This window comes from Paenibacillus sanguinis 2301083 = DSM 16941 (assembly GCF_000374825.1).
GTDB classification, from domain to species: domain Bacteria; phylum Bacillota; class Bacilli; order Paenibacillales; family Paenibacillaceae; genus Fontibacillus; species Fontibacillus sanguinis.
This window is the reverse complement of sequence record NZ_KB895379.1, coordinates 242,392-264,235: the sequence shown is the minus strand read 5'-3', so window position 1 is coordinate 264,235 and position 21,844 is coordinate 242,392. Positions and strand designations below refer to the sequence as shown.

At 49.0% G+C, this 21,844-nt stretch carries 19 protein-coding genes and 1 pseudogene; 18 read left to right on the top strand and 2 right to left on the bottom strand.

The features are described from left to right. Positions 1-97 precede the first annotated feature (97 nt). The 14 genes and pseudogenes from C557_RS0109055 (at position 98) to C557_RS0108995 (ending at position 17,123) form a co-directional block, all read left to right on the top strand. On the top strand, positions 98-2,308 hold the full coding sequence (locus tag C557_RS0109055; RefSeq protein ID WP_018751539.1) for a copper amine oxidase N-terminal domain-containing protein: 2,211 nt from the start codon (positions 98-100) through the stop codon (positions 2,306-2,308). A 371-nt stretch (positions 2,309-2,679) separates the two neighbouring features. Continuing rightward, entirely contained in the window at positions 2,680-5,985 is a 3,306-nt protein-coding gene (locus C557_RS24140; RefSeq protein ID WP_018751538.1) for a glycerophosphodiester phosphodiesterase family protein, read from the top strand. Positions 5,986-5,998: 13 nt separating this feature from the next. Continuing rightward, positions 5,999-6,469, top strand: a complete 471-nt coding sequence (locus C557_RS0109045) for a sugar phosphate isomerase/epimerase family protein (protein ID WP_154656190.1) — start codon at positions 5,999-6,001, stop codon at positions 6,467-6,469. A 70-nt stretch (positions 6,470-6,539) separates the two neighbouring features. Next, positions 6,540-6,995, top strand: a complete 456-nt coding sequence (locus tag C557_RS0109040; RefSeq protein ID WP_018751536.1) for a Fur family transcriptional regulator — start codon at positions 6,540-6,542, stop codon at positions 6,993-6,995. Between the two features lies 1 nt (position 6,996). Next, entirely contained in the window at positions 6,997-7,218 is a 222-nt protein-coding gene (yidD, locus tag C557_RS0109035) for a membrane protein insertion efficiency factor YidD (RefSeq protein WP_018751535.1), read from the top strand. A 432-nt stretch (positions 7,219-7,650) separates the two neighbouring features. Further along, positions 7,651-9,678, top strand: coding sequence for a methionine--tRNA ligase (gene metG / locus C557_RS0109030; RefSeq protein ID WP_018751534.1), 2,028 nt, complete (start codon positions 7,651-7,653; stop codon positions 9,676-9,678). Positions 9,679-10,009: 331 nt separating this feature from the next. Then, positions 10,010-10,158: pseudogene (locus C557_RS25400) on the top strand (DNA-binding response regulator); the annotation flags it as partial. A 104-nt stretch (positions 10,159-10,262) separates the two neighbouring features. Then, on the top strand, positions 10,263-11,294 hold the full coding sequence (locus tag C557_RS0109025; protein WP_018751533.1) for a metal ABC transporter solute-binding protein, Zn/Mn family: 1,032 nt from the start codon (positions 10,263-10,265) through the stop codon (positions 11,292-11,294). A gap of 34 nt (positions 11,295-11,328) precedes the next feature. Beyond that, entirely contained in the window at positions 11,329-12,093 is a 765-nt protein-coding gene (locus C557_RS0109020; RefSeq protein WP_018751532.1) for a metal ABC transporter ATP-binding protein, read from the top strand. 75 nt (positions 12,094-12,168) lie between these two features. Next, entirely contained in the window at positions 12,169-12,972 is an 804-nt protein-coding gene (locus C557_RS0109015) for a metal ABC transporter permease (protein ID WP_018751531.1), read from the top strand. A gap of 30 nt (positions 12,973-13,002) precedes the next feature. Next, positions 13,003-13,716 (top strand): cytochrome c biogenesis CcdA family protein, encoded by a 714-nt coding sequence (locus C557_RS0109010; protein ID WP_018751530.1) that lies wholly within the window; start codon positions 13,003-13,005, stop codon positions 13,714-13,716. A gap of 124 nt (positions 13,717-13,840) precedes the next feature. Continuing rightward, complete coding sequence (gene mntR, locus C557_RS0109005; RefSeq protein ID WP_018751529.1) at positions 13,841-14,266, top strand: transcriptional regulator MntR; 426 nt, start codon at positions 13,841-13,843, stop codon at positions 14,264-14,266. A gap of 167 nt (positions 14,267-14,433) precedes the next feature. Beyond that, entirely contained in the window at positions 14,434-16,068 is a 1,635-nt protein-coding gene (locus C557_RS0109000) for a family 10 glycosylhydrolase (RefSeq protein ID WP_018751528.1), read from the top strand. Positions 16,069-16,148: 80 nt separating this feature from the next. Continuing rightward, positions 16,149-17,123: a patatin-like phospholipase family protein gene (locus tag C557_RS0108995; RefSeq protein ID WP_018751527.1), complete on the top strand. Its 975-nt coding sequence runs from the start codon at positions 16,149-16,151 to the stop codon at positions 17,121-17,123. Between the two features lie 173 nt (positions 17,124-17,296). Here the strand turns inward: C557_RS0108995 and C557_RS0108990 are convergent, their stop codons facing one another. Both C557_RS0108990 and C557_RS0108985 read right to left on the bottom strand, forming a co-directional pair. Further along, the gene (locus C557_RS0108990) at positions 17,297-17,620 is read right to left on the bottom strand and encodes a hypothetical protein (protein ID WP_018751526.1); all 324 of its coding nucleotides are present in this window, start codon (positions 17,618-17,620) and stop codon (positions 17,297-17,299) included. Positions 17,621-17,627: 7 nt separating this feature from the next. Further along, complete coding sequence (locus tag C557_RS0108985) at positions 17,628-18,626, bottom strand: DUF1385 domain-containing protein (RefSeq protein ID WP_018751525.1); 999 nt, start codon at positions 18,624-18,626, stop codon at positions 17,628-17,630. Between the two features lie 194 nt (positions 18,627-18,820). On the opposite strand from C557_RS0108985, the gene C557_RS0108980 reads away from it, so the two are divergent. From C557_RS0108980 to efp, 4 genes are all read left to right on the top strand, one after another. Further along, the gene (locus tag C557_RS0108980; protein WP_018751524.1) at positions 18,821-19,360 is read left to right on the top strand and encodes a YqhR family membrane protein; all 540 of its coding nucleotides are present in this window, start codon (positions 18,821-18,823) and stop codon (positions 19,358-19,360) included. 76 nt (positions 19,361-19,436) lie between these two features. Beyond that, on the top strand, positions 19,437-19,889 hold the full coding sequence (gene aroQ, locus C557_RS0108975; RefSeq protein WP_018751523.1) for a type II 3-dehydroquinate dehydratase: 453 nt from the start codon (positions 19,437-19,439) through the stop codon (positions 19,887-19,889). Between the two features lie 50 nt (positions 19,890-19,939). Next, entirely contained in the window at positions 19,940-21,013 is a 1,074-nt protein-coding gene (locus tag C557_RS0108970; RefSeq protein ID WP_018751522.1) for a M24 family metallopeptidase, read from the top strand. Between the two features lie 71 nt (positions 21,014-21,084). Continuing rightward, the gene (gene efp, locus C557_RS0108965; RefSeq protein WP_018751521.1) at positions 21,085-21,642 is read left to right on the top strand and encodes an elongation factor P; all 558 of its coding nucleotides are present in this window, start codon (positions 21,085-21,087) and stop codon (positions 21,640-21,642) included. Positions 21,643-21,844: the final 202 nt, after the last annotated feature.

Sequence of the window (21,844 nt, the reverse complement as noted above, 5' to 3'; positions counted from 1 at the left end):
ATTGTCGGCTAAGCTAGAAACTTTTCGAGTTTACCTGCGTTTAATACATTGTGAGTAAATTAGATATACAAAATGGGAGAGCAAAAGGAGTTTAAGGATGAATTTTAAAAGATTGTTAATCACCACGATTTTGGCAGCATCGCAAGTTGCCATGGTTCTTCCGGCAAGTGCGGAAGAATCGGGCCAGGGGAACCAGCCGGAGGTCCACATGACCGATCAAGGAACAGAGTCCGGTGCATCAAATCAAGAAGGCCCAAAGCAAGAGATTACCGGTGAAACACAGGCCGGAGAAAGCGCAAATGATCCTGACGCTGACGTGAATGGGGAACACGAAGGCGAAGGGGTAACCGAAGAAACTCAGCAAGGAACTGAGGAAAATGGCGAAGTCGTGCTTCCGCCCGAAGTGCCTACCAATATAGATGAGAATAGTACCAGCAACTCTGGCCAACTCGTCCTGATGGTGAACAGCAATAAGATGTACCAGAACGGTAAGGAATATCTTGCCGGCCATCCGATGGAAGTGAAGGACGGTGTATCTTATATCTCGATTCGTGCCATTGTAGAGCGCGCGGGATTTCATCTTTCTTTTGACAATACAACTAAAGAAACGATTATCACGCGGGGGACAGACGAGCTTCGCTTTCAACTAGATACCACCAGCTACAAAGTTAATGGTGTTGTGCAAACGATGAGAGGTAAATCCTATTCGGCGAATGATAATTTCATGGTGCCGTTAACGGCAATTACTAAAGCCTTAAATATCACTTATTCGTATGATGCGGTAGGGAAGAAGGTCATCGTTGATGTGTCCACACTGCCCGAAGCTTCTTTTACGATTGGCAATAAAGAAATTATAGCGGGAGAAACACAGGTACAGTATCTTACCAATGCCACTTCTCCAATCGGCCTTGCTATTGTCAACGAAGAATGGACCGGACGCCAGGAAATGTTTGAAACCCCAGGCGATTATACGGTTAGTTACCGGGTCCAGGATTCCAGCGGTCAATGGAGTAAGCCCTTCACGTTAACGATTCGCGTGAACAAGCCTCATACACCGCCGGTGGCCAACTTTACGACGGATAAAGATACGTACAAAATGGGTGAACTGATCACCTATGCGGATTTGAGTACGGATGAGGTCAGTATTACCGAGCGTCGTTGGGAAAATAAGCAATGGGCTTACTTTACGCCTGGCCCGGTGACCATTCGTCTGAGAGTCGTGAACCCATTTGGTTTGGAGTCGACCGTTGAAAAGACGATTACGATTACGGATGAAACCTTGTATACGCAGGATGATTTTAACAAATTGTTTATTCCGATCGGTGAGAAGTACAGCTTTGACGGATCGCAGGTGCCGAGCTTGGAAAGTATTAAATATTCTCATACCTCGGAACCGGTTACCCTGATTCGCAGCAACAGTCCTGAAAATGTGTATCAGGAAGGAATTGTGTACCGGGAGAAGGCTGCCGGCAATACACGTTTTATGATTCACCATATTAATGCTACAGGTAGCCCTATGAAAATGTATGTTATTGCAACGAATAATAATGAGGCTAGCGCTCGTCTAGTACAAAGCAATCTGGGTTTTGCCGGCCCAAGCCAGTTTGCTACGGCAGCCGGGAAAATGTCGGTGCAACGCTATTTTGAATCTATGCAAACTAGAAGCAAGTATAAGGAAACTTTGTTTGCCCCGGGTGAGAGTAAAATTATCTTTGATGAATTAAGCGAAAGACCGTTGAAGCCTAGTGAAGTGATTTCGTTGTTTGCGGATGTAAGTAGCGACCAAACTTTGGATTATACTGTCATTATAATTAATCAGGATAAGGATCCGTTCGCAGCTTTACCGTACCTGAGTGTACTTGCCCCTGACATCCATAATCGTGGTACGTATATGGAGGCAAACCGCAATATAGAGTATACAGATCTTATTGGCGACAAAACTTCCAGATTTTTGCTTGGAGACAATGTCAGTGATCCATTCTTGTTAGGTTATGACGGCCCGACTGGAGAATACCGGATGAATGCCGGGAATTTTGGTGTGCTGTATAAAATTAAGCTGCAGCGTGTGGCCCCTAATACGCTGATTACGTTTAATCCGCGAGGTGGCATTTACTCAGGAGTGATTATGGTTAATGGAAGTATTGTGAATGTACCAGATGGTGCTCCATTAAATGCACCGAGTGAAACAGCGGTACTTTTCCGCGTAGGCCAACAGGAGCAATCGGTCGAATTGGTATTTACCGCTGCACCAGGTAGCTTCTTGTCTGTGAATTTGCTGTTTGAGCAAATGCCGGAGAAAAAGAATTAATTAGGTAACAACCAAGACACAGCGTTGAGTTGCGCTGTGTCTTTTTTTTTTCGCAAAGCAAGTAATTAAGTCCACTTACACAGATTTCATAGTTTTCAAGTTTTCCCCTAACAATTCTTTGCTATAGTTACCCTGAAACAAGATAAACGAATATACGGGGTACGAGTCGTGGAGAAAACCCTCTCTTAAGCAAATGAAGTGCGTTGCAAGTGCAGCGCTGGCTTCTTTCCTTTGCTTAAGGAGAGGGTTATTTGCGTTTCGTAAGATTCCCCCCCGGTATGGACCCGACGAGGGAGGAAGTGGCAGAGGGCGCACAACATTGTCTTGTTGAATTGGCGTAGTCCTATTTTAAAGGGAAAGGGAGGAAGAATGTGAAGAACAAGGTGAGTGGAACCAAGCTACTAATCATTATGATGTTGATCTGCGGTTTACTGAGTACGGAATTAGGTATGATGAAGGTCTATGCCCAAGCCGAGCAAGGGGGCGTTGAAGAGAAACAAGCTCATGTACTTATTGAGGAAAATTTTAATGCTTACCCTGAAGGTATTTTTGATTTGACTAATAAATGGATATTTATAGGTGGTTATACAGATGAATCTGTTAGTGTAACTCAAAATACGTATGGTCATAATGAGCTGCGTATAGGAAGACCAGAGGCTGATACACTGGAGGCGATCCTGACTCCCATACAGGCAGAGCAGTATAGCATTGAGACTAGGTTTCGCTTTGCCGAGGAGCAACCGGGAAGTGCTGCCATTTTGTTTGGCGGCTCTGAAGGAGAGGACTCGCACCTGAATGCGCTGCTTCTTCACCCCTCGGGAAGCTATCAGCTTGTAACCCTGGAAGCAGAAGGAATGCGGAAGGTGATCGCTGAGGGAACAACTGCACCACTGAGCTTAAATCAGGACTACTTGCTGCGGCTTAACGTTTATGACCATCGGCTTACTGCTGAGTTGGGCAGGGAGGGTGAACATGAGCTTGCGGTCATTTTGGATTATCAGGCAAATGAGGGGGCATGGCCCAAGGGACAAGCGGGGATAGGTGGACTGGACGGTATCGTGTATTTTGACTCTCTTAGAGCAAGCTCTCTTGCTCCACTGCTGGGGCAAGCTTACAACGGTGCTGCAGTTGTCTCGCTAACGCCTGACCAGCCTTACGTTCTGGCAACAACGGGCGAGCCCGTAGAGCTGCAATCCTTAACGTTTCAAGCGCAACAAGCAGATTCATCACAGGTTCAATTGAACGGTGGTGATCTGGAGTGGCAATTGAAGGGGGATGGCATTTCGATCGTGGACGGTTATCTGGAGATTCACCGTAAAGGGGTTTATATAGTTGATGTGGTTAGAGATGAGGCAACGGCCCAAGTTCTCCTGGTAGCAAAAAATGCCAATGATTTAAATTATGTGCTTTATGAAGAAGACTTCGAGCAATTAGCTGATGGGACAATGCCGGAGGGATGGACAAGGCTGGAGAAGGCTGCCAATGCCGGAGTCAAGGCGGGGGGCTTCGAGATCGATGCCACGGCTTCGCCTGATAATCCTTCCCGGGTATTGCTCCCAGACTATCTTCACTTATTTGGGGATTACAAGATCGAGGCGGATATGGCTTTCCTGAAGGCGAATGAGAATACGAGATGGAATTCGTTGATGTTCCGTATACAAAATAATAATTACCCTTATTATCAAATGGCTGTGCGCAAAAATGCAAAGGCCAGTAATGGCGTGGAGTTCGCCGAGCGCAATCGCAGTAATAACTGGCATGTCATTAAACGGGGCGCTTACCAAGCACCCATGGAATATGAGCAAACCTATCAATATACGGTCAAGGTGAAAGGTAATCGCGTTCAGGAGTCGATTGATAACCATTTGATCATCGATACCGATACGGCTACTGCTTACACCAAAGGAGGAATAGGGCTGCAAGCCAATGGCAGTGCCTTGCGGGTGGAGAACATTCGCATCACTTTACTGGAGGCTCCCTTGCCGCCGTTGACAGGTCAGCGGTTCGTGCAGGTGATGGAGCCTGATACACAGATAGCCATGGCTCCATCGGTGATTACGGAACTGCAAAGCAGTAAAGACATCGCGCCTGTGGTTCAAGGACAAGCTTTACCTGCTACTCTGATCATCCATGTGAACCGGGAGCTGCAAGTCACTGACGCATCCGAAAGCCATATCATCGGCAGCCTGGACGAGGTATTGGACCTGATAGGGAACCGTATGATTCCGGCATTCTATTTAAAAGATGAACGTGCTGTATCGCCATTAACTGATTATCTCGTTCGTCAGCGTATTGAGGATGCCTTCGTTATAGCGGCAGATGGTGACCTGGTCAAGCAGGCTCGATCAGCGATGCCGATGCTTCGGGGGATTGTAGATTATCGGGATCGCGCGTTGCTTAGCGAGGAAGAACTGCTGGATGTCAGAAGAACAGTGACGGTCAGCGGGGCCAAGATCGCCTTGCTTTCGTCAAGCGCGGCAACCCGTTATAACACCGAATACCTGCAGCAACGGACGATTGTCGTCTGGGCACAGGAGGATGAGCAAGAGCTGGCGGGAGAACTTTCCTTGCATCGTTTAATTACGGCTGGAGTCAACGGCATGGTGACAGCCCGTCCGGAAGCCGGGTTCAGGGCGTTGGAGATTTACGATCATGATACTACGCTGGTACGCAAGCCATATTTGATTGGACACCGGGGGATGCCGGCGAATTCTCCGGAGAATACCCTTGAGAGCAATAGGCTGGCTTATGAGGCAGGGGCCGATTTTATTGAGAACGACATGTACTTGAGCAAGGATCAGGATTTGGTCATTATCCATGATTCACTATTGAGTTTGACTACCAATGGCTGGGGAAATGTCGAGGATTATACGGTGGAGGAATTAAAGAAGCTGAATGCCAACCGTCCTTATCCACGGGGCTTTCCCGATGTGAAAATACCTACACTCGGAGAGCAGTTGGACTTGGTGAAGGATAATAATATCATGCTGTATGCGGAGATCAAAACCAGTAAACCCCAAGGCACGGAAGCCTTTGTCCGAATTGTCCGGGAGAAGGACGCCGAGTCTGCCGTCAATTTGATGTCCTTTAACAAGGATCAGCTTCAGCGTATTGCTGCACTTATGCCGGAGATGCCCTTAGGTCTGCTGGTCAGCGGCTATGCAAGCGAAAACAATGTACTTAATTCACTGCGGGAAACGCTGAAATTGGTACAGCCCCTTAATGCCACCTTCAACACAAGCTATTCCGGGCTTGGAGAGAAGTTTTTGGAGGCTTCCAAGCACCGGGGGTTGCTGGTATCGCCATGGACACTTAACACGAAATCCGGATTAATTAAATATTTCAAAATGGGGGCCTATGGCTTGACTACGGATTACGCGTTGTGGATGTCAGACTGGGCGGCTTCCGTAAATGCCCAGGATCATCTTTATACATTACGTTCCGGCCAGGAGCAGCAGTTAGTGGCTGAAGTGAAGACGTATGATCGTACGGTCCGTGAGGCTGCTCCAGAGGTTGTTGTACTGGATGGTGGAGAGTTCATTGAAGTTAACGGAGACACAATTACTGCCAAGGGGCCGGGTGTGGCACATGTTGTGCTTCGGTATACCGCGACTGCCGAGAAGGATACCTATGATTTGTATACAGAGCCAGTAACGATTATCGTCGCCGCAAATTAATGAATGTTGCTATTTGATACTTTGTCGCCCGGGCAGATCGGATAGAAGCTGTCCGGGCGAAGTTACCTACTGGGCAGGCCTGGTTCAGGAAGTGATGAAGATGGTGATTCGCACGCTCAATATCGCGGAAGATCCAGAGGTGGAGAATTCAGGTTTCCTGGTACAGCTGGCTGAGCAATTGAACTCACCCCGGGTTGGCCTTATGTATGATTGTGGACACGCTTATCTATGTGGAAAGGGACAAGCCCAGGCCATTCTGGAGAAGATGCTGCCTTATGTGATTGGCCTTCATCTTAGTGACAATCAGGGCGTCCATGATGATCATGTCGGACTGGGTATGGGAAATGTGCCGTGGCTGGAATTGATGAATATGGTTAAGCAAAAGGCTTACTCAGGAGCGATTATAATTGAGACAGGCAGCCTGGAAGATGCCTACGCGTCTATCCGCCAGATGAATGAGTGTCTCGACATCCCCCTTCATTGACGCAGCCGCGAATTTGGGGCATTATTAGATAAGACGCATGGAGGTAGGATGTAGACGGGAGGAATGTCACATGCTGTCGACAGAGGAAATTATCAGAGTAATGTCTAGCCGGGGATTGAGAATTACCGATCAGCGCAGAAGCTTGGCCAAGCTGTTCGCGGAACGGGATGCTTACCTCACGCCAAGAGATGTTTACCAATATATGTGCAAGCAATATAGTGGGCTTAGCTTTGATACCGTGTACCGCAATTTACGGGTCATGGAGGAGCTGGGTGTACTTGAACAGGTTGTTTTTGAGGATGGTCTTAAGTTTCGAGCGGGTTGCAGCGAAGGGCATCATCATCACCATATGATCTGTCTGCAATGTGAGAAGACTTACCCCATTCAATTCTGCCCGATGCCACTGACGGATGCGCCTGAGCAATTCCAGGTGGTGAAGCATAAGTTCGAAGTGTTCGGGTATTGTAAAAACTGCCGCACGGACGGCAAAGCACAGCCGTCGCCGGAGCAGCACGAGGGGGCATAAGATGGGCATTGTTCGCAAGACCTTTCAAGCTCCGATTTATGTTTACCGCAAGCTGATATCGCCGCTCAAACCGCCGACCTGCCGGTTCTATCCGACTTGCTCGGCTTATGCTCTGGAAGCGATTGAAGTCCATGGGCCGCTGAAGGGCTCATGGCTGGCCGCCAAGCGGATTGCCAAATGCCATCCGTTTCATCCTGGAGGGATTGATCCGGTTCCCCCCTAAGGCAGAGAAGCGGCAGGGCGGAGAGATAACCTCTCCACTGAGGAGTGATCAGGCCAAGCCATAAGCCTTGAGCAGATGGCGGCTTGACACGTCATGGAACAACTTTTATTATAAGGGATATCTATATACTTCCAGTGAACGGATGAGTACAAGGGATAATCCAGCTACAGAGAGCCGGGGAAGCTGCAAACCGGCCTGGAGTTTCTTTGGAAGATGGTCCGGGAGGAACTGCTTTCGAGCCGACAAGTCTGCAAAAAACAATCGGTAAGGGAGTGGCGCATGGGCCGGCGTTAACGGCAGGTCGTCATGACCAACGGAGCCTGTGTTCTGTGAAGAAGCAGGGAATTTGGGTGGTAACACGTGAGAACTCTCTCGTCCCATAGGGGATGGGAGTTTTTTTTGTTGTCATTTTACAGAAGGAGCTGAAGTGTAATGTCTGACAAACCAACCTTTTACATCACAACACCGATTTATTATCCAAGTGATAAGCTGCATATCGGCCATGCCTATACGACGGTGGCGGGAGATGCTATGGCGCGCTATAAGCGGCTCTGCGGCTTTGATGTTCGTTATTTGACGGGAACCGATGAGCATGGTCAAAAGATTGAGCAGAAGGCCAAGGAGAAAGGGCAGACCCCTCAGCAATTTGTCGACGGCATCGTGACCGGAATCAAGCAATTGTGGGGGAAGCTTGACATTTCCTACGATGATTTTATTCGTACCACGGAACCGCGGCATAAGCAGGTTGTTGAGAAAATTTTCGACCAACTGCTGAAGCAGGGAGATATCTACAAAGGGGAATATGAAGGCTGGTACAGCATCCCCGATGAGACGTATTATACGGAATCGCAGCTTGTGGATGTCGTTCGTAATGACAACAACGAGGTCATCGGTGGGAAAAGCCCGGAAAGTGGGCATGCCGTTGAATTGGTCAAGGAGGAATGTTATTTCTTCCGGATGAGCAAGTACGTGGACCGACTGCTGCAATATTATGAAGAGAATCCGGATTTCATTCAGCCGGAATCGCGTAAGAATGAAATGATCAACAACTTCATTAAGCCGGGACTGGAGGATTTGGCCGTCTCGCGCACCACTTTTGATTGGGGCGTCAAGGTGAAGGGTGATCCCAAACATGTAGTTTATGTATGGATCGACGCTTTAACCAACTACATTACGGCGCTTGGCTATGGCACGGAGCACGCCGAGAATTATAAACGGTATTGGCCGGCAGATGTGCATCTGGTGGGAAAAGAGATCGTTCGCTTTCATACGATTTACTGGCCAATTATGCTGATGGCGTTGGGGCTGCCTCTGCCCAAAAAGGTTTTTGGCCATGGCTGGCTGTTGATGAAGGGCGGCAAAATGTCCAAATCCAAAGGCAATGTGATGGACCCTAACGTATTAATTGACCGTTATGGGTTGGATGCTACCCGTTATTACTTGCTGCGCGAGGTACCTTTTGGTTCAGATGGTTCTTTTACGCCGGAAAGCTTTGTGCAACGGGTTAATTCGGACCTGGCCAATGATCTTGGTAATTTGCTCAACCGTACGGTGGCGATGATAGACAAGTATTTTGATGGTCTGGCACCGGCGTATGTGCCCAATGTGACCGCTTTTGACGGGGAATTGGTCAAGGTGGCTTATGAGACGGTTCGCAAGGTTGAGGAAGTGATGGAGAATATGGAGTTCTCTGTAGCACTTACCCATATTGGTGCTTTCATTAGCCGCACCAATAAATATATTGATGAGACGCAGCCATGGCTGCTGGCGAAGGAGGAAGCGAAGCGTGGAGAATTGGCGTCTGTAATGGCGCATCTTGCCGAATCGCTGCGTTTTGCTTCGATCCTGCTGCAGCCGTTCCTGACCCAGGCTCCGGCGAAAATCTGGGCTCAGCTTGGGATTGCTCAAGGGGAATTAACCTCATGGGACAGCTTGAAGACCTTTGGCCAGCTTCCAGCGGGTACAAAGCTGGTGAAGGGCGATCCAATCTTCCCGCGTCTTGAGGTAGACCAGGAAATCCAGTTTATTGCCGACTCGATGACGGGCGGAGCTCCAGCGGCGGAAGCAGCGGGTTCCTCTTCTGGGACCGCGGCGTCGCCAGCTTCTGCTGATGTGGTGGAGAAGCCGGAGCTTAAGGAAGAAATCGGTATCGACGATTTTGCTAAGGTCGATCTTCGCGTAGCGCAGGTAGTAGCTTGCGAACCTGTTCCGAAGGCTGATAAACTGCTTAAGCTGCAGCTCGACCTGGGTTATGAGCAACGCCAGGTCGTATCTGGCATTGCCAAGTTCTATCAGCCAGAAGAGCTGGTGGGCCGCAAAGTCATTTGTGTTACCAACCTGAAACCGGTCAAGCTGCGTGGGGAGCTATCGCAAGGCATGATTTTGGCCGCTTCTCAAGGTGATCAGCTGACATTGGCTACGGTCCCGGATTCCATGCCTAATGGAGCAGTTGTGAAATAGACATTCCATATTCATACTTAGCGTTTAATTAGCTGACCGCCAGGAATAGCCATTCCGGCGGTTTTTTTGTTCTATCTTAAGACTAGCGGTTGACAGCAGGCCTCTATGCAGCGGAGGGTTGTAGGGATTCTGGAAAAACGGAGTGGTCGCCTTTGTGAATGGATTTCTACATCATTTGAATTTAGGGAATAAAGAAATCGATGAACAACAGCGATTGGAAGAACCCTGCCCGCAGCTTCCCCTTCGTCCAAACGTCAACCACTGATTTTAGCTTGGAGCCTAGATTAACCTTATGAAAATCTTAGGAATTTCTTCAGGTAAAAATCACTAGTATTCTGCAAGTGAGGCGCTTGCCTGCATAGAAACCACCGAGCTTGACCTTGCCATTTTGGATATTATCATGCCGGAGATCAACGGTTTCGACCTCTTGAATTGATTGCCAGGGTAAAAGCCCAACTGCGTCGGTATCAAACATATAATGCCAGTATAACCGCCGCCGAATATATTTTAAGTTGACAAGGCTTGCGCAAAAGTCCTATAATCCTTTTGGTAATCATTACGATTTGTAACGAGGAGGATTTTAAATGGTTTTGCCCAAGTTGAAACGGAGAGCTGGCTTTGCAGCCTTGCTGCTCGCGGTGCTGTTGGTGTTGTCTGCTTGTGGAAAAAGCGCAGGCGGGGGCGTCGTAGAGGGTAAGGTTAATGTCATTACCAGCTTTTATCCGATATATGAGTTTGCCAAGACGATTGGCGGTGAGGAAGCCAACGTAATCAATCTGCTGCCCACAGGTGTAGAGCCTCACGATTGGACCCCGCGGAGTCAGGATATTTTAAATACGTCCAAGGCGCAATTGTTCTTCTATAACGGGGCAGGTCTGGAAGGCTGGGTGCCTAATTTCTTAAAGGGACTGAATGCCGATGCGGCTGTGAAGCCGGTTGAGGTCAGCCAGGGCATCAAGTTGATTGAAGCTGCTGGCGATGATGGGCATGGCCACGGGCACGCCCCGGAGGGGGAAGAGACCGGACATAACCACGACCACGAGGATGAGGAGCATGATGCCAATCATGAGTCCGAGAAAGAAACGAATAGCCATGCTGTTGACCCCCATACTTGGGTTAGTCCGAAATCGGCGATGATCATGGCGGAGAATATCAAGAACAGCTATGTTGAAGCAGATCCTGTACATCAGGAGTTATATGAAGCTCGCTACGAAGAGCTTGTCAGCAAGCTGCGGGCATTGGATGCTAAGTTTACTGAACAGCTAGCGTCTTTGCATAAGAAGGAAATTGTCGTGTCTCACCAGGCCTTTGGTTATCTGTGCCGCGATTATGGCTTAACTCAACATGCTATTATGGGGCTTTCCCCCGAAGCAGAGCCTAGAGCGCAGGACTTAATCGCGCTGACGAAGAAGGTGAAGGAAGAAGGCATACGCTATATTTTCTTTGAAGAGCTGGTGTCCGATAAGCTGGCCAAGACCTTGGCTGCTGAAGCGGGTGTCGAAACTCTTGTCCTGAACCCGGTAGAAGGTTTAACGAAGGATCAGGAGCAGGCAGGGGATAATTATTTCACACTGATGGAGAATAATTTGCAAAATCTGGTGCTGGCTCTACAATAGATAGTAGACATCAGTATGTGGAAGGATGCTATTAATGATCAAATACAATGTTAACGCGGCCGAAGAGGCCGTTTGTCATGACAGCATCATTGAACTGGATCGGGTGTCCTTCTCCTATCAGGATCAGAAGGTCATCACTGATCTTAGCTTTGAGGTGCATGAACGGGATTTCGTTGGCGTGATTGGTTCCAACGGAGCCGGGAAAACGACATTGCTGCGTATGATGGTTGGTCTCCTGCAGCCGACGCAGGGAGAGATTCGCTTGTTTGGTCAACCCATCAGGCGATTTCGCGATTGGAAGCGAATAGGCTATGTGCCCCAGAAGAATGCCTTTAACCCACTGTTTCCCGCAACGGTGCGTGAGGTGGTATTATCAGGTCTTTATCATAACCGGCAAATTTTCCGCCGAGTTGGTCGTGCAGAGCACAAGAAATGTGAAGATGCTCTGGAAGTGATGCGCATCAGCAGCATTGCCGACAAGCGGATCGGGCAGCTATCCGGGGGACAGCAGCAACGCGTCTTTTTAGCCAGAGCCTTGATTAATAAGCCGGATTTGCTGATCCTCGATGAACCGACGGTGGGGATTGACGCGCAGACGCAGGCCGACTTTTTTGAGTTAATCTTCCATTTGCATGCTCATCATCATATGACTTTTCTGATGGTGTCCCATGATATTGCTCTGATCGAAGGGCGCTTGGGACAAGAGCCTCGCAAGCAGTGCGGCGGAATCAAGTTCTATGTGCGGCATTCGCATGATCAGGACTGTGCGATACCGGACCTGCAGCATTCCTTGGTGTAGTTGAATAAAGCAATCAAAGCAAAAAAGACATACGAAGTTGGTTTTGCTTGGCAAAACCTTTAGGAGTTGTGGTTTTTGGAAATTTTAACTGCTGATTTCTTTCAAAGAGCGCTGACCGGAGGGCTGCTGATTGGGCTGACGGCCCCGCTTATTGGCATTTTCCTTGTGCTGCGGCGCTTGTCCATGATTGGAGATACGCTTGCTCATGTGACCATTGCCGGGGTTGCCCTGGGGCTGCTGGTTGGGGCATATCCTGTTGGGGTGGGCTTGGTTTTTGCCGTGGTGGCTTCCTTTGCCATCGAGAAGCTGCGCAAGGCTTACAAAGGATATGCCGAGCTATCCATCGCCATCATTATGTCCGGCGGCGTGGCTCTGGCTTCCTTGTTCTTTACGCTGGGGATGGGCTACAATACAGATGTAACCAGTTATTTATTTGGCAGCATCTTTACACTGGACACGATGGATTTATATGTAGCTTTTGCCGTTACTATCGTGGTGATTGTCATCGTATTTGCCTTCTTTAAGGAATTCTTCTTGCTTACCTTTGAAGAGGATGCGGCATCGGTTAGCGGCCTGCCGGTCAAGATGCTGAATCTGCTGCTTACTGTCATGACGGCTCTTGTTATCAGTACAGCCATTAAAATTGTGGGGGCGCTGCTTGTTTCCGCTTTGCTGACAATTCCGGCAGCTTGTAGCTTGCTGATTGCCAGAAGCTTCAGGTCTTCGGTGATTTTCTCGGTCATTATTGCAGAAATCGCTGTAGTCGCAGGGCTGATGGTAGCGGGTATCTGGAATTTGGCCCCCGGGGCGACGATTGTGCTGCTGCTGATTGGGATGCTTATATTAACCCTGCTGGGAAAACGGGGGTTCTCCGCGTAGCCCTACCCGGGATATACATAGGAGGTCTGAATGGCTGATATTCATCTCGGCATTGCCTTTGGTGCGGGGATAGCGTCGTTTATTTCCCCCTGCTGCCTGCCGTTGTATCCGTCTTACCTGTCTTATATTACGGGATTGTCCGTGCAGCAGCTCAAGACAGAGCAGGGGAAGCGGGAAGTTCGCTTCCGGACGATGACGCATACATTGGCGTTTATCCTTGGCTTTTCGGTTGTATTTTACACGCTGGGGTTTGGGGCCGGCCTGTTCGGAGAGTTCTTCAATCAATACCGCGTGCTGATTCGGCAATTATCAGCTATATTAATCATGGTCATGGGTTTGGTCTTATTAGGCTTGTTCCAGCCGCAATTTCTGATGAAGGAACGGAAAATAAACCTGACATCCAAGCCTGCCGGATATATTGGTTCATTTATTTTTGGAATCGGCTTCTCGGCGGGATGGTCGCCTTGTGTGGGGCCGATTCTGGCTGCAATTATCGCTATGGCGGTGACGGAACCAAACACCTGGATCAGACTTATTACAGCATATACGCTGGGCTTCGCGCTGCCATTTTTCATACTGGCCTTTTTTATCGGCTCAACCAAATGGATTCTGAAATATTCTGCGGTGATTATGAAAATCGGAGGAGCTCTTATGTTGCTGATGGGTGTGCTGCTGTTCACAAACCGTATGGCGCAGATTACCATCTGGCTTCAGCAGATCACTCCGGAATGGCTAAAATTCTAGGCGTGGACGATTGTAGTGTCTGAAGTGCACTTGCCAATGGACAATCATAACATGTATCATTAACAGAGTAATGTTTTGCGTACATTAAGTCCGCGTTAACTCATGGAAAAGAGGGAATCATCAGATGCCAACGCCCAGTATGGAGGATTATTTGGAGCGGATTTACAAGCTGATCGACGAGAAAGGCTACGCTCGTGTATCCGATATTGCGGAAGGTTTGGAGGTTCATCCTTCCTCCGTTACGAAAATGATTCAAAAATTGGACAAGGATGAATATTTGATTTACGAGAAATATCGGGGTCTTGTCCTGACCAGCAAAGGGAAGAAAATCGGCAAACGACTTGTGGACCGCCATCAATTGCTGGAGGAGTTCCTTGGCATGATCGGTGTGGAGCATGAGAATATTTATAAAGATGTCGAAGGAATTGAGCATCATTTGAGCTGGGACTCTATCACACGTATCGCTACGCTGGTAGAATATTTCAAACGTGATGCCTCCCGCATGAATGAGCTTGAGAATGTTCATCAGGAATTATTAAATGAATCCTAGAAGAAGCATCTGTCTTAGGGCCAAGGCAGATGCTTTTTCTATGCGCTTATGTAGCTGGCTCGGTTAACCTGCTTTTTCTGGAAAAAGCGCAACTCTTGGGTGTCTCAAAGCGTTAATATGGGTGCATGCATTCTGCTTGTACATATAAAATGTTTTGGAGGTTACTCATGAAATTACGCGCTTGGTGGATTCCTATCTTCATTCTGATGCTGATCTGGCCGAATACCGGAAAGCTGGAAGCAGCTGGTACAGCGGACATTCGCATTTATCTGGACGGGGCGTTATTGTCCACGGATTCTCCCCCGTATATCAAGCCTGGAGCCGATGTAACGATGGTACCGCTTCGCGTCATTAGCGAAGGCCTGGGAGCACGAGTGGACTGGTCCCAATCGGACAAGACAGCCATCATTGAGAAGGACGGCAATATGCTGGTTCTGACCAGTGGAGCCACAATTGCCACGGTCAACGGAGAGACCATCCAATTGGACGCTTCCGTAGAAGTCAGCGGGGAACGGACAATGGTGCCTTTGCGATTTGTCAGTGAGCAGCTTGGACTCACAGTGAACTGGAATAACGTAAACCGAACGATTACGTTGAACTCCGGATCGAGTGATGGGGTAACCCAGCCTGAGCCGGGCACGGATGCTCCACCCGTTGATATTCCGTCACCGCCATCCACTCCCGGTGGCTCTGCTGACGAGCTGCGCGGTGTATGGATCTCTACCGTATTCAATCTCGATTGGCCAACCAAAGGCTCTTACGGTAAGACAGATGTACAGAAAGCGGAATATATCCGGCTGCTGGACGAGGTGCAGGCCATGGGGATGAATGCTGTGTTTGTACAGGTTCGCCCGGAGGCCGATGCGATCTATCCGTCCAAGCTGGTTCCTTGGTCTGCTTACCTCACCGGAACGGCGGGCAAGGACCCGGGATATGATCCCCTTCAATTTCTTATTGAGGAGACTCATCGTAGAGGAATGGAGTTCCATGCCTGGTTTAACCCGTTCCGTGCCAGTACCGGGGCAGATGTCAGCAAGCTGCCCGCCAATCATGTGGCCAAGGAGCACCCGGACTGGACTGTCAAGTACAACGGGAAATTGTATATTAATCCTGGAGTGCCCCAGGCCCGTGAACACGTAATCTCCGCCATTATGGAGGTTGTGAACGGATATGATATTGACGGTGTTCATCTGGACGATTATTTCTACCCAACCGGTGAGACCGCCAGCAAGAAATTTAACGACGATACAACCTACAAAACCTATAATGCTCAGAACCTGAAAGATAAAGGCGACTGGAGAAGGGATAACATCAACCGTTTTGTAGAGAAGCTGGGACAACGCATTCATCAATCCAAACCGGGGGTATCCTTCGGAATCAGTCCGTTTGGGGTATGGCGCAACAAGGACGTAGATATTACCGGCTCGGACACGAAGGCCGGAGTCACAACATATGACCATATGTATGCGGACGTTCGCAAGTGGATCAAACGTGAATGGATCGATTATGTAGCTCCACAGATTTATTGGAGTATGTCACGCAAGGAGGTCCAATACGACCATCTGGCCGACTGGTGGGCAGGCGAGGTCAAGGGAACGAACGTCAAGCTGTACATCGGACACGCGCCATACAAGCTAGGGACGCCGGAGATCGGCTGGTCGAGTGCGCAGGAGATCATCAACCAACTGGACTATAATCGTCAGGTTCCGGAAATACGAGGCAGCATCTTCTTCAGTGCCAAGGATTTGCGTAAGAACCCGCTAGGGTTAATTCCGTTGCTGCAAGCTTATTACGGCCAGTAAGCAAGGACAGGCATATGCACGCCCCTATCGACATACATAAGCAGTAGACCTTATGGATAGGAAGGGGTGCTGCTAGCCTGATGCTGATGAACGCAGTGTTTGAAGGTGGTGGAGTCAAGGGAATTTCCCTGGCAGGTGCGGTTCGGGCTGCGGAAGTGAACGGGGGAAAATTTAACCGTGTGGCCGGCACCTCATCTGGCTCCATCGTCGCTTCGCTGCTTGCCGCCGGATATAGCGCCGAAGAGATGAAAGAGGTCATCATGCATACGTCGTTCTCCCGGTTCCTGAAGCGTTCCCCAATTTTCAACTTGGCTGTCCTTGGTCCTGCCCTAAGGGTGTTGCTTCGCAAGGGCTTGTACTCCGGTGAAGCCCTGGAAGAATGGGTCCGTTACATCCTGCGACTCAAGGGAGTACGGACGTTTGGAGATCTGAAGCCGGGGAAGCTGACGATTATTGCTTCTGACATTACTAACGGCAAAATTCTGGTACTCCCCGATGACTTGGATAGAATGGGCATTCCCTCGGGATCGTTTGAGGTGGCACGCGCCGTGCGCATGAGCTGCAGTATCCCTTATTTTTTTGATCCGGTGCTGCTTCGTCTGCCGACAAGGCTGAAGAAAGGAAGGCCTTTTGTCAATCAGTTTCTGCATATTGTGGACGGGGGTCTGCTCAGCAATTTTCCATTGTGGTTATTTGATCGGGAGGAGTCTCAGTCCCCCGGCAGACGGGTGCCTACGGTAGGTTTTCAAATGGTTGGTAAAAATACGAATAAACCACATGATATTTATGGTCCATTTTCGATGCTTCAAGCCATCGTGGAGTCCATGCTATCAGCGCATGATGAACGGTACATCGAGCAATCCAATCGATATCGGACGATCAAGATTCCTACGCTCGGGATCAGCACCACGCAATTTGATATCGACGATGAGGAGAGTCTGCTGCTATACGAGTCGGGCTTTCGTGCGGGGGACCGTTTCTTTAAGGGATGGAGCAGCAAGCTGTATGAGGAACAGTTCCAGAAATATCAGCAGACCTATAGGCCCCGAGTTTAATCGGCAGGGAAGAACAAGCAAAGGACGGAACCCGTGCTTCACGGGCCGTCCTTTTTAAGGTTATAGAATTTATAAGTTTTCAGCGGAGCTGGACGATTCAATAATCGCAAGAAAAACTACCGCTTAACGTGGCTTCAAAGATAGTACATCAATAGATGTTTTTCTTATGAGCTTTAATGATATTTGGGCAAATCCTCATCAGCTTTGCCTTTTTGCCCTTCAATGACCTGAAACGGGTAAGCCTTACGTTTCTCAGTGCCAGTAGAGCGACGCTGTGCAGCTACCTTGGCCATCGTACGGGCCGATGGTTTGATCTTGGGATGTTGCTTCCGGTAGCGGCGCGGCGGATACTTATACAATAGAAATACAATGGCAACTACCCCTAAAGGTATAATTACACGGCCTATGGGTATTTGCTTGCTGAGAAACAAGCCGTCAATAAGGCCGAATACCGACAAAAACGCGATAATCCATAAAAAGATGCGTTGTCTTCTCATGCCCATCTCATCCTTTCAAGGGATCCCATGCAGCATTGACTGTTGCCTCCGCAACACCCGCTTGCTCCAGTCGAGCATCCATCTCCTGCATGCGGTTAAATGAAGCAATGGATACCTCCACTTGCTCATCGCTAGGCTCCTTGGTTGTTAACAATTGCAGCCACAACCCTGGATATCCGAGAAAACGGAGCACAGGCACTTCACGGACTGCATTTGTCAGCCGCAACAATTCATAGGAAAGACCAATCACTAATGGGAGCAGCAATACACGAATGTACATCCGTTCCCAAACGTTATCCCAACTAAAGATAGGCAATGAGTAAATAATAACGCCCACAATAACGGTTAAAATAATAAAGCTGCTGCCACAACGGTAATGCAGGCGACTATATTTCTGCACATTGGCGGGTGTCAGTTCTTCTCCAGCCTCGTAGGCGGAGATGACCTTGTGTTCTGCGCCATGATACTGGAACAAACGCTTGATCATCGGGGTCTGCGACATCAGCCATAGATAGACAAGCAGCAATACAATCTTGATGACGCCTTCGATTAGGGTATGCATGGTTTGACTGGAGAATGCGTACTGGAACAGGTACTGTTCTAGCAGAGCTGGGACCAGGGTGAAGATGAGCTTGCCGACGATAAAGGAAATGACCCCGGCGATTGCTACGCCAACCAGCATGGTCAGGGAGAAGCCCGACTCGTCCTTTTCCTTCTGCTTAGCTCGTTCCTCCGGCTCCATCTCATCGTCAGCCATCGCTTCCGCCGAGTAATTCAGATGCTTGGAGCCCTTGGCACTCGAATCAATGATACTGACCAGCCCACGCAACAACGGGATCTTGCGCAGCTTTTTAACCCACTGCTTGTCTTGCTTGGGTACTTCCAAAAAGGTAATTTCGCCACTTTTGCGGCGTACGGCCGTTACGTTCACATGCTTGCCGCCGAACATAACGCCTTCAATAACGGCTTGACCGCCGTAAATAACGGGTGCAGTTTGCTCAGGCAAATAAGTCACCTTCCTATTGAATTCTGTAATGATTCCATTGTAACGGACTTTACGGTCAAATTCTAGTTTGTTTAGTCTTTCTGGAGATGAGCATACTAATCTTCAAAAATTAATGCCAACATAATTAACTTCAATGTGAGTTCAAAAAGTCAGCTTTTCAGGACTACCTCTAATTTAGAAGGGAAGATTATTAGTTGAAACAACAGAAGCAAGCAGCTAAGGAACGTACTCAGCCATGGAGGCAGCAGCGGAGAAAAAATACGAATATCTGGTTGTTCTCACTGGAGATTGGTTGTTTTGCAGGACTGATCTGGGGTGGCGTCAAAGCTTTATTTTTTTACATGGGATTTACGGAGGTGGTTCCAGGGTATCTGGTGGAGCCGTTTTTTAAAAATGCATTTCTGCATACGCAGGCCGGATATTACGTAGGCTGGGCGTCTTTTATCGGGCTGTCCTTGCTGGCGACTACCATTTATACGCTTGCTCTTCGCAAGCTAAGGGGGCCGATACCGGGACTTATATACGGTGTGGTCTGGTGGGTGCTGCTGTTCGTTCTCCTTGGTCCTTGGCTAAATATGGTCCCTCCATTTGAAAAGCTGCCTGTGATGACCATCATCAGCGAGTTCTGTCTCTATTTGTTATGGGGATTGTTTATCGGCTACACCGCTGCCGAGGAATATACGGATGAGCGGGCCAGAGAGCCAAAGAAAACAACGAAGCATGCGCTCCAATAACGGACAAAAAAGCTTCTCAAGCGACTCTCTTCTATGTTAAAATTACTTTTGGTTATTTTCGGAAGGGGGAGCTGCTATGTATCGCATCCTGGTGATGAACGGACCGAATTTGAATATGCTCGGCGTACGCGAGCCCGGAATCTATGGTGCCGAGAAGCTTGGGGACATTGAAGCAAGCTTGGTTCAGCTAGCTGAGACTAGCGGCCTGGAGCTGGAGTTTATTCAATCGAACCATGAAGGCGAACTGATTGACCGGATTCATGCTGCCTATGGCAGTTCGGACGGAATTTTACTTAATCCAGGTGCACTGACGCATTACAGCTATGCTCTTCGCGATGCTTTGACGTCGGTAGACATTCCTGTCGTTGAGGTGCATTTGTCCAACATCCATAAGCGGGAGGCATTCCGGCACACGTCGGTCATTGCCCCGGTAGCGCTTGGACAAATTGCCGGCTTTGGTTCCTATGGCTATGAAATGGGTTTAATGGCGCTTAAGCGCCACTTGGAACAAGCCCATTCCCAGAGCTAGGATATCTGGAGACCGGTTGATAAAGTTCATATATTAAGGGAGAGTTTACGATGGCGAACACTCGTGTTATCCGGCTTCGTGAAGCAATGAACAAGCAGAACCTGGAGGCCGTATTGATTACCGGAGAAGTGAACCGCCGCTATGTGACGGGTTTTACAGGAAGTTCAGGTTATGTAATAGTGACCTTGCAGGATGCCTGGCTGTTGACGGATTTTCGTTACTTAATCCAGGCAGCCGACCAGGCGCAAGGCTTTCAAATCGTAGACCATGGAGCATCGGTTACCGGAGCGCTGCATAGCGTGCTGAGCGGGGCAAACATTAAACGCCTGGGCTTTGAAGAGGAGTTAATGTCATTTGCCGCCTACCGGTCCTATGAGCGTGAGTTAAAGCCGGTTGAACTTGTGCCAGTGAGCGGTCTGGTAGAAGAACTGCGGATGTTCAAGGACGATGGTGAACTGGAACTGATGAAGGCAGCCGCTGATTTGGCGGATCAAACCTTCATGCACATGCTTGATGTTCTCAAGCCTGGTATTAGTGAATGGGATGCAGCTCTTGAGCTCGAAATCTTCATGCGCAAGAACGGCGCCACAGGTCCATCGTTTGATACGATTATGGCTTCGGGTGAACGTTCGGCCTTGCCGCATGGAAGGGCCAGCGGGCGGATCATGCAGCCTGGCGATCTGGTGACGATGGATTTCGGAGCACTTATGAATGATTACTGCTCTGATATTACCCGTACCGTGGCGATCGGGACTCCAAGCGAGAAGTTGCGGGAGATTTATGATATTACCTTGGAGGCGCAATTGCGTGCTGTCGAAGGGATACGTCCTGGTATGACGGGGCGGGAAGCGGATGCCTTGGCCCGCGATTGTATTGCCAGCTATGGTTACGGGGAGTATTTCGGGCATAGCACAGGCCATGGGCTCGGCATGGAGGTTCATGAAGCACCGCGGGTGTCGAAGGCCAGCGATACCGTGCTGCAACCGGGGATGGTTGTCACCGTAGAGCCGGGAATTTATCTGCCCGGGATTGGCGGCGTCCGGATTGAAGACGACATCGTCATTACGGAGACCGGCAACCGTCGGCTGACAGAATCCACCAAGGATTTCATAGCACTCGGCTAAACCTTGTATTTATGGTATGTTAAATCCACAATCTTAATAAATGTTGTTAACCCACTTGAGGAGGTACTTTTGTGATTTCAGTAAACGATTTTAAGACAGGCCTGACCGTTGAAGTAGACGGTGACATTTTTACGGTGCTGGAGTTCCAGCATGTAAAACCGGGAAAGGGTGCAGCTTTCGTTCGCTCCAAGCTGAAGAATTTGCGCAACGGCAACACCGTGGAGAAAACGTTCCGCGCTGGGGAAACGATTGGCCGTGCCATGATCGAGAACCGCGATGTGCAGTATTTGTATGCTAGTGGGAAAGAGCATACATTTATGGATAACGAAACCTATGATCAATTCTCGCTGACAGAAGAGCAACTGGAATGGGAACTGAATTTCCTCAAGGAGAATATGAATGTAAAGATCGTTAGCTATCAAGGTGAAATTTTGGGCATTAACCTGCCGAACAGCGTAGAGCTTAAGGTGGTTGAAACCGAGCCGGGCATCAAAGGCAATACGGCAACCGGTGCTACCAAAAATGCTAAGGTAGAAACGGGACTCAACGTTCAGGTTCCTCTCTTTATCAATGAAGATGATGTGCTTCTGATTGATACCCGTGAAGGTAAATATATTTCGCGGGCATAACTCATGAATTTACGCGAATGCAGGCAGGTCCTTGCTTAGCGGGCCCATAGCTTGCCGCAGGCTCCTCCACCCTTGCTGGGGTGGAGGAATTTTTTTGTAAACCATTGACGACCTTCGGGTCATTCGTATTATACTGGTTTAAAGCGTTACTGGTTCAAACAGTGGTTGCGCACATAAGTGGAGCATCATTAGGGAGGGTCTG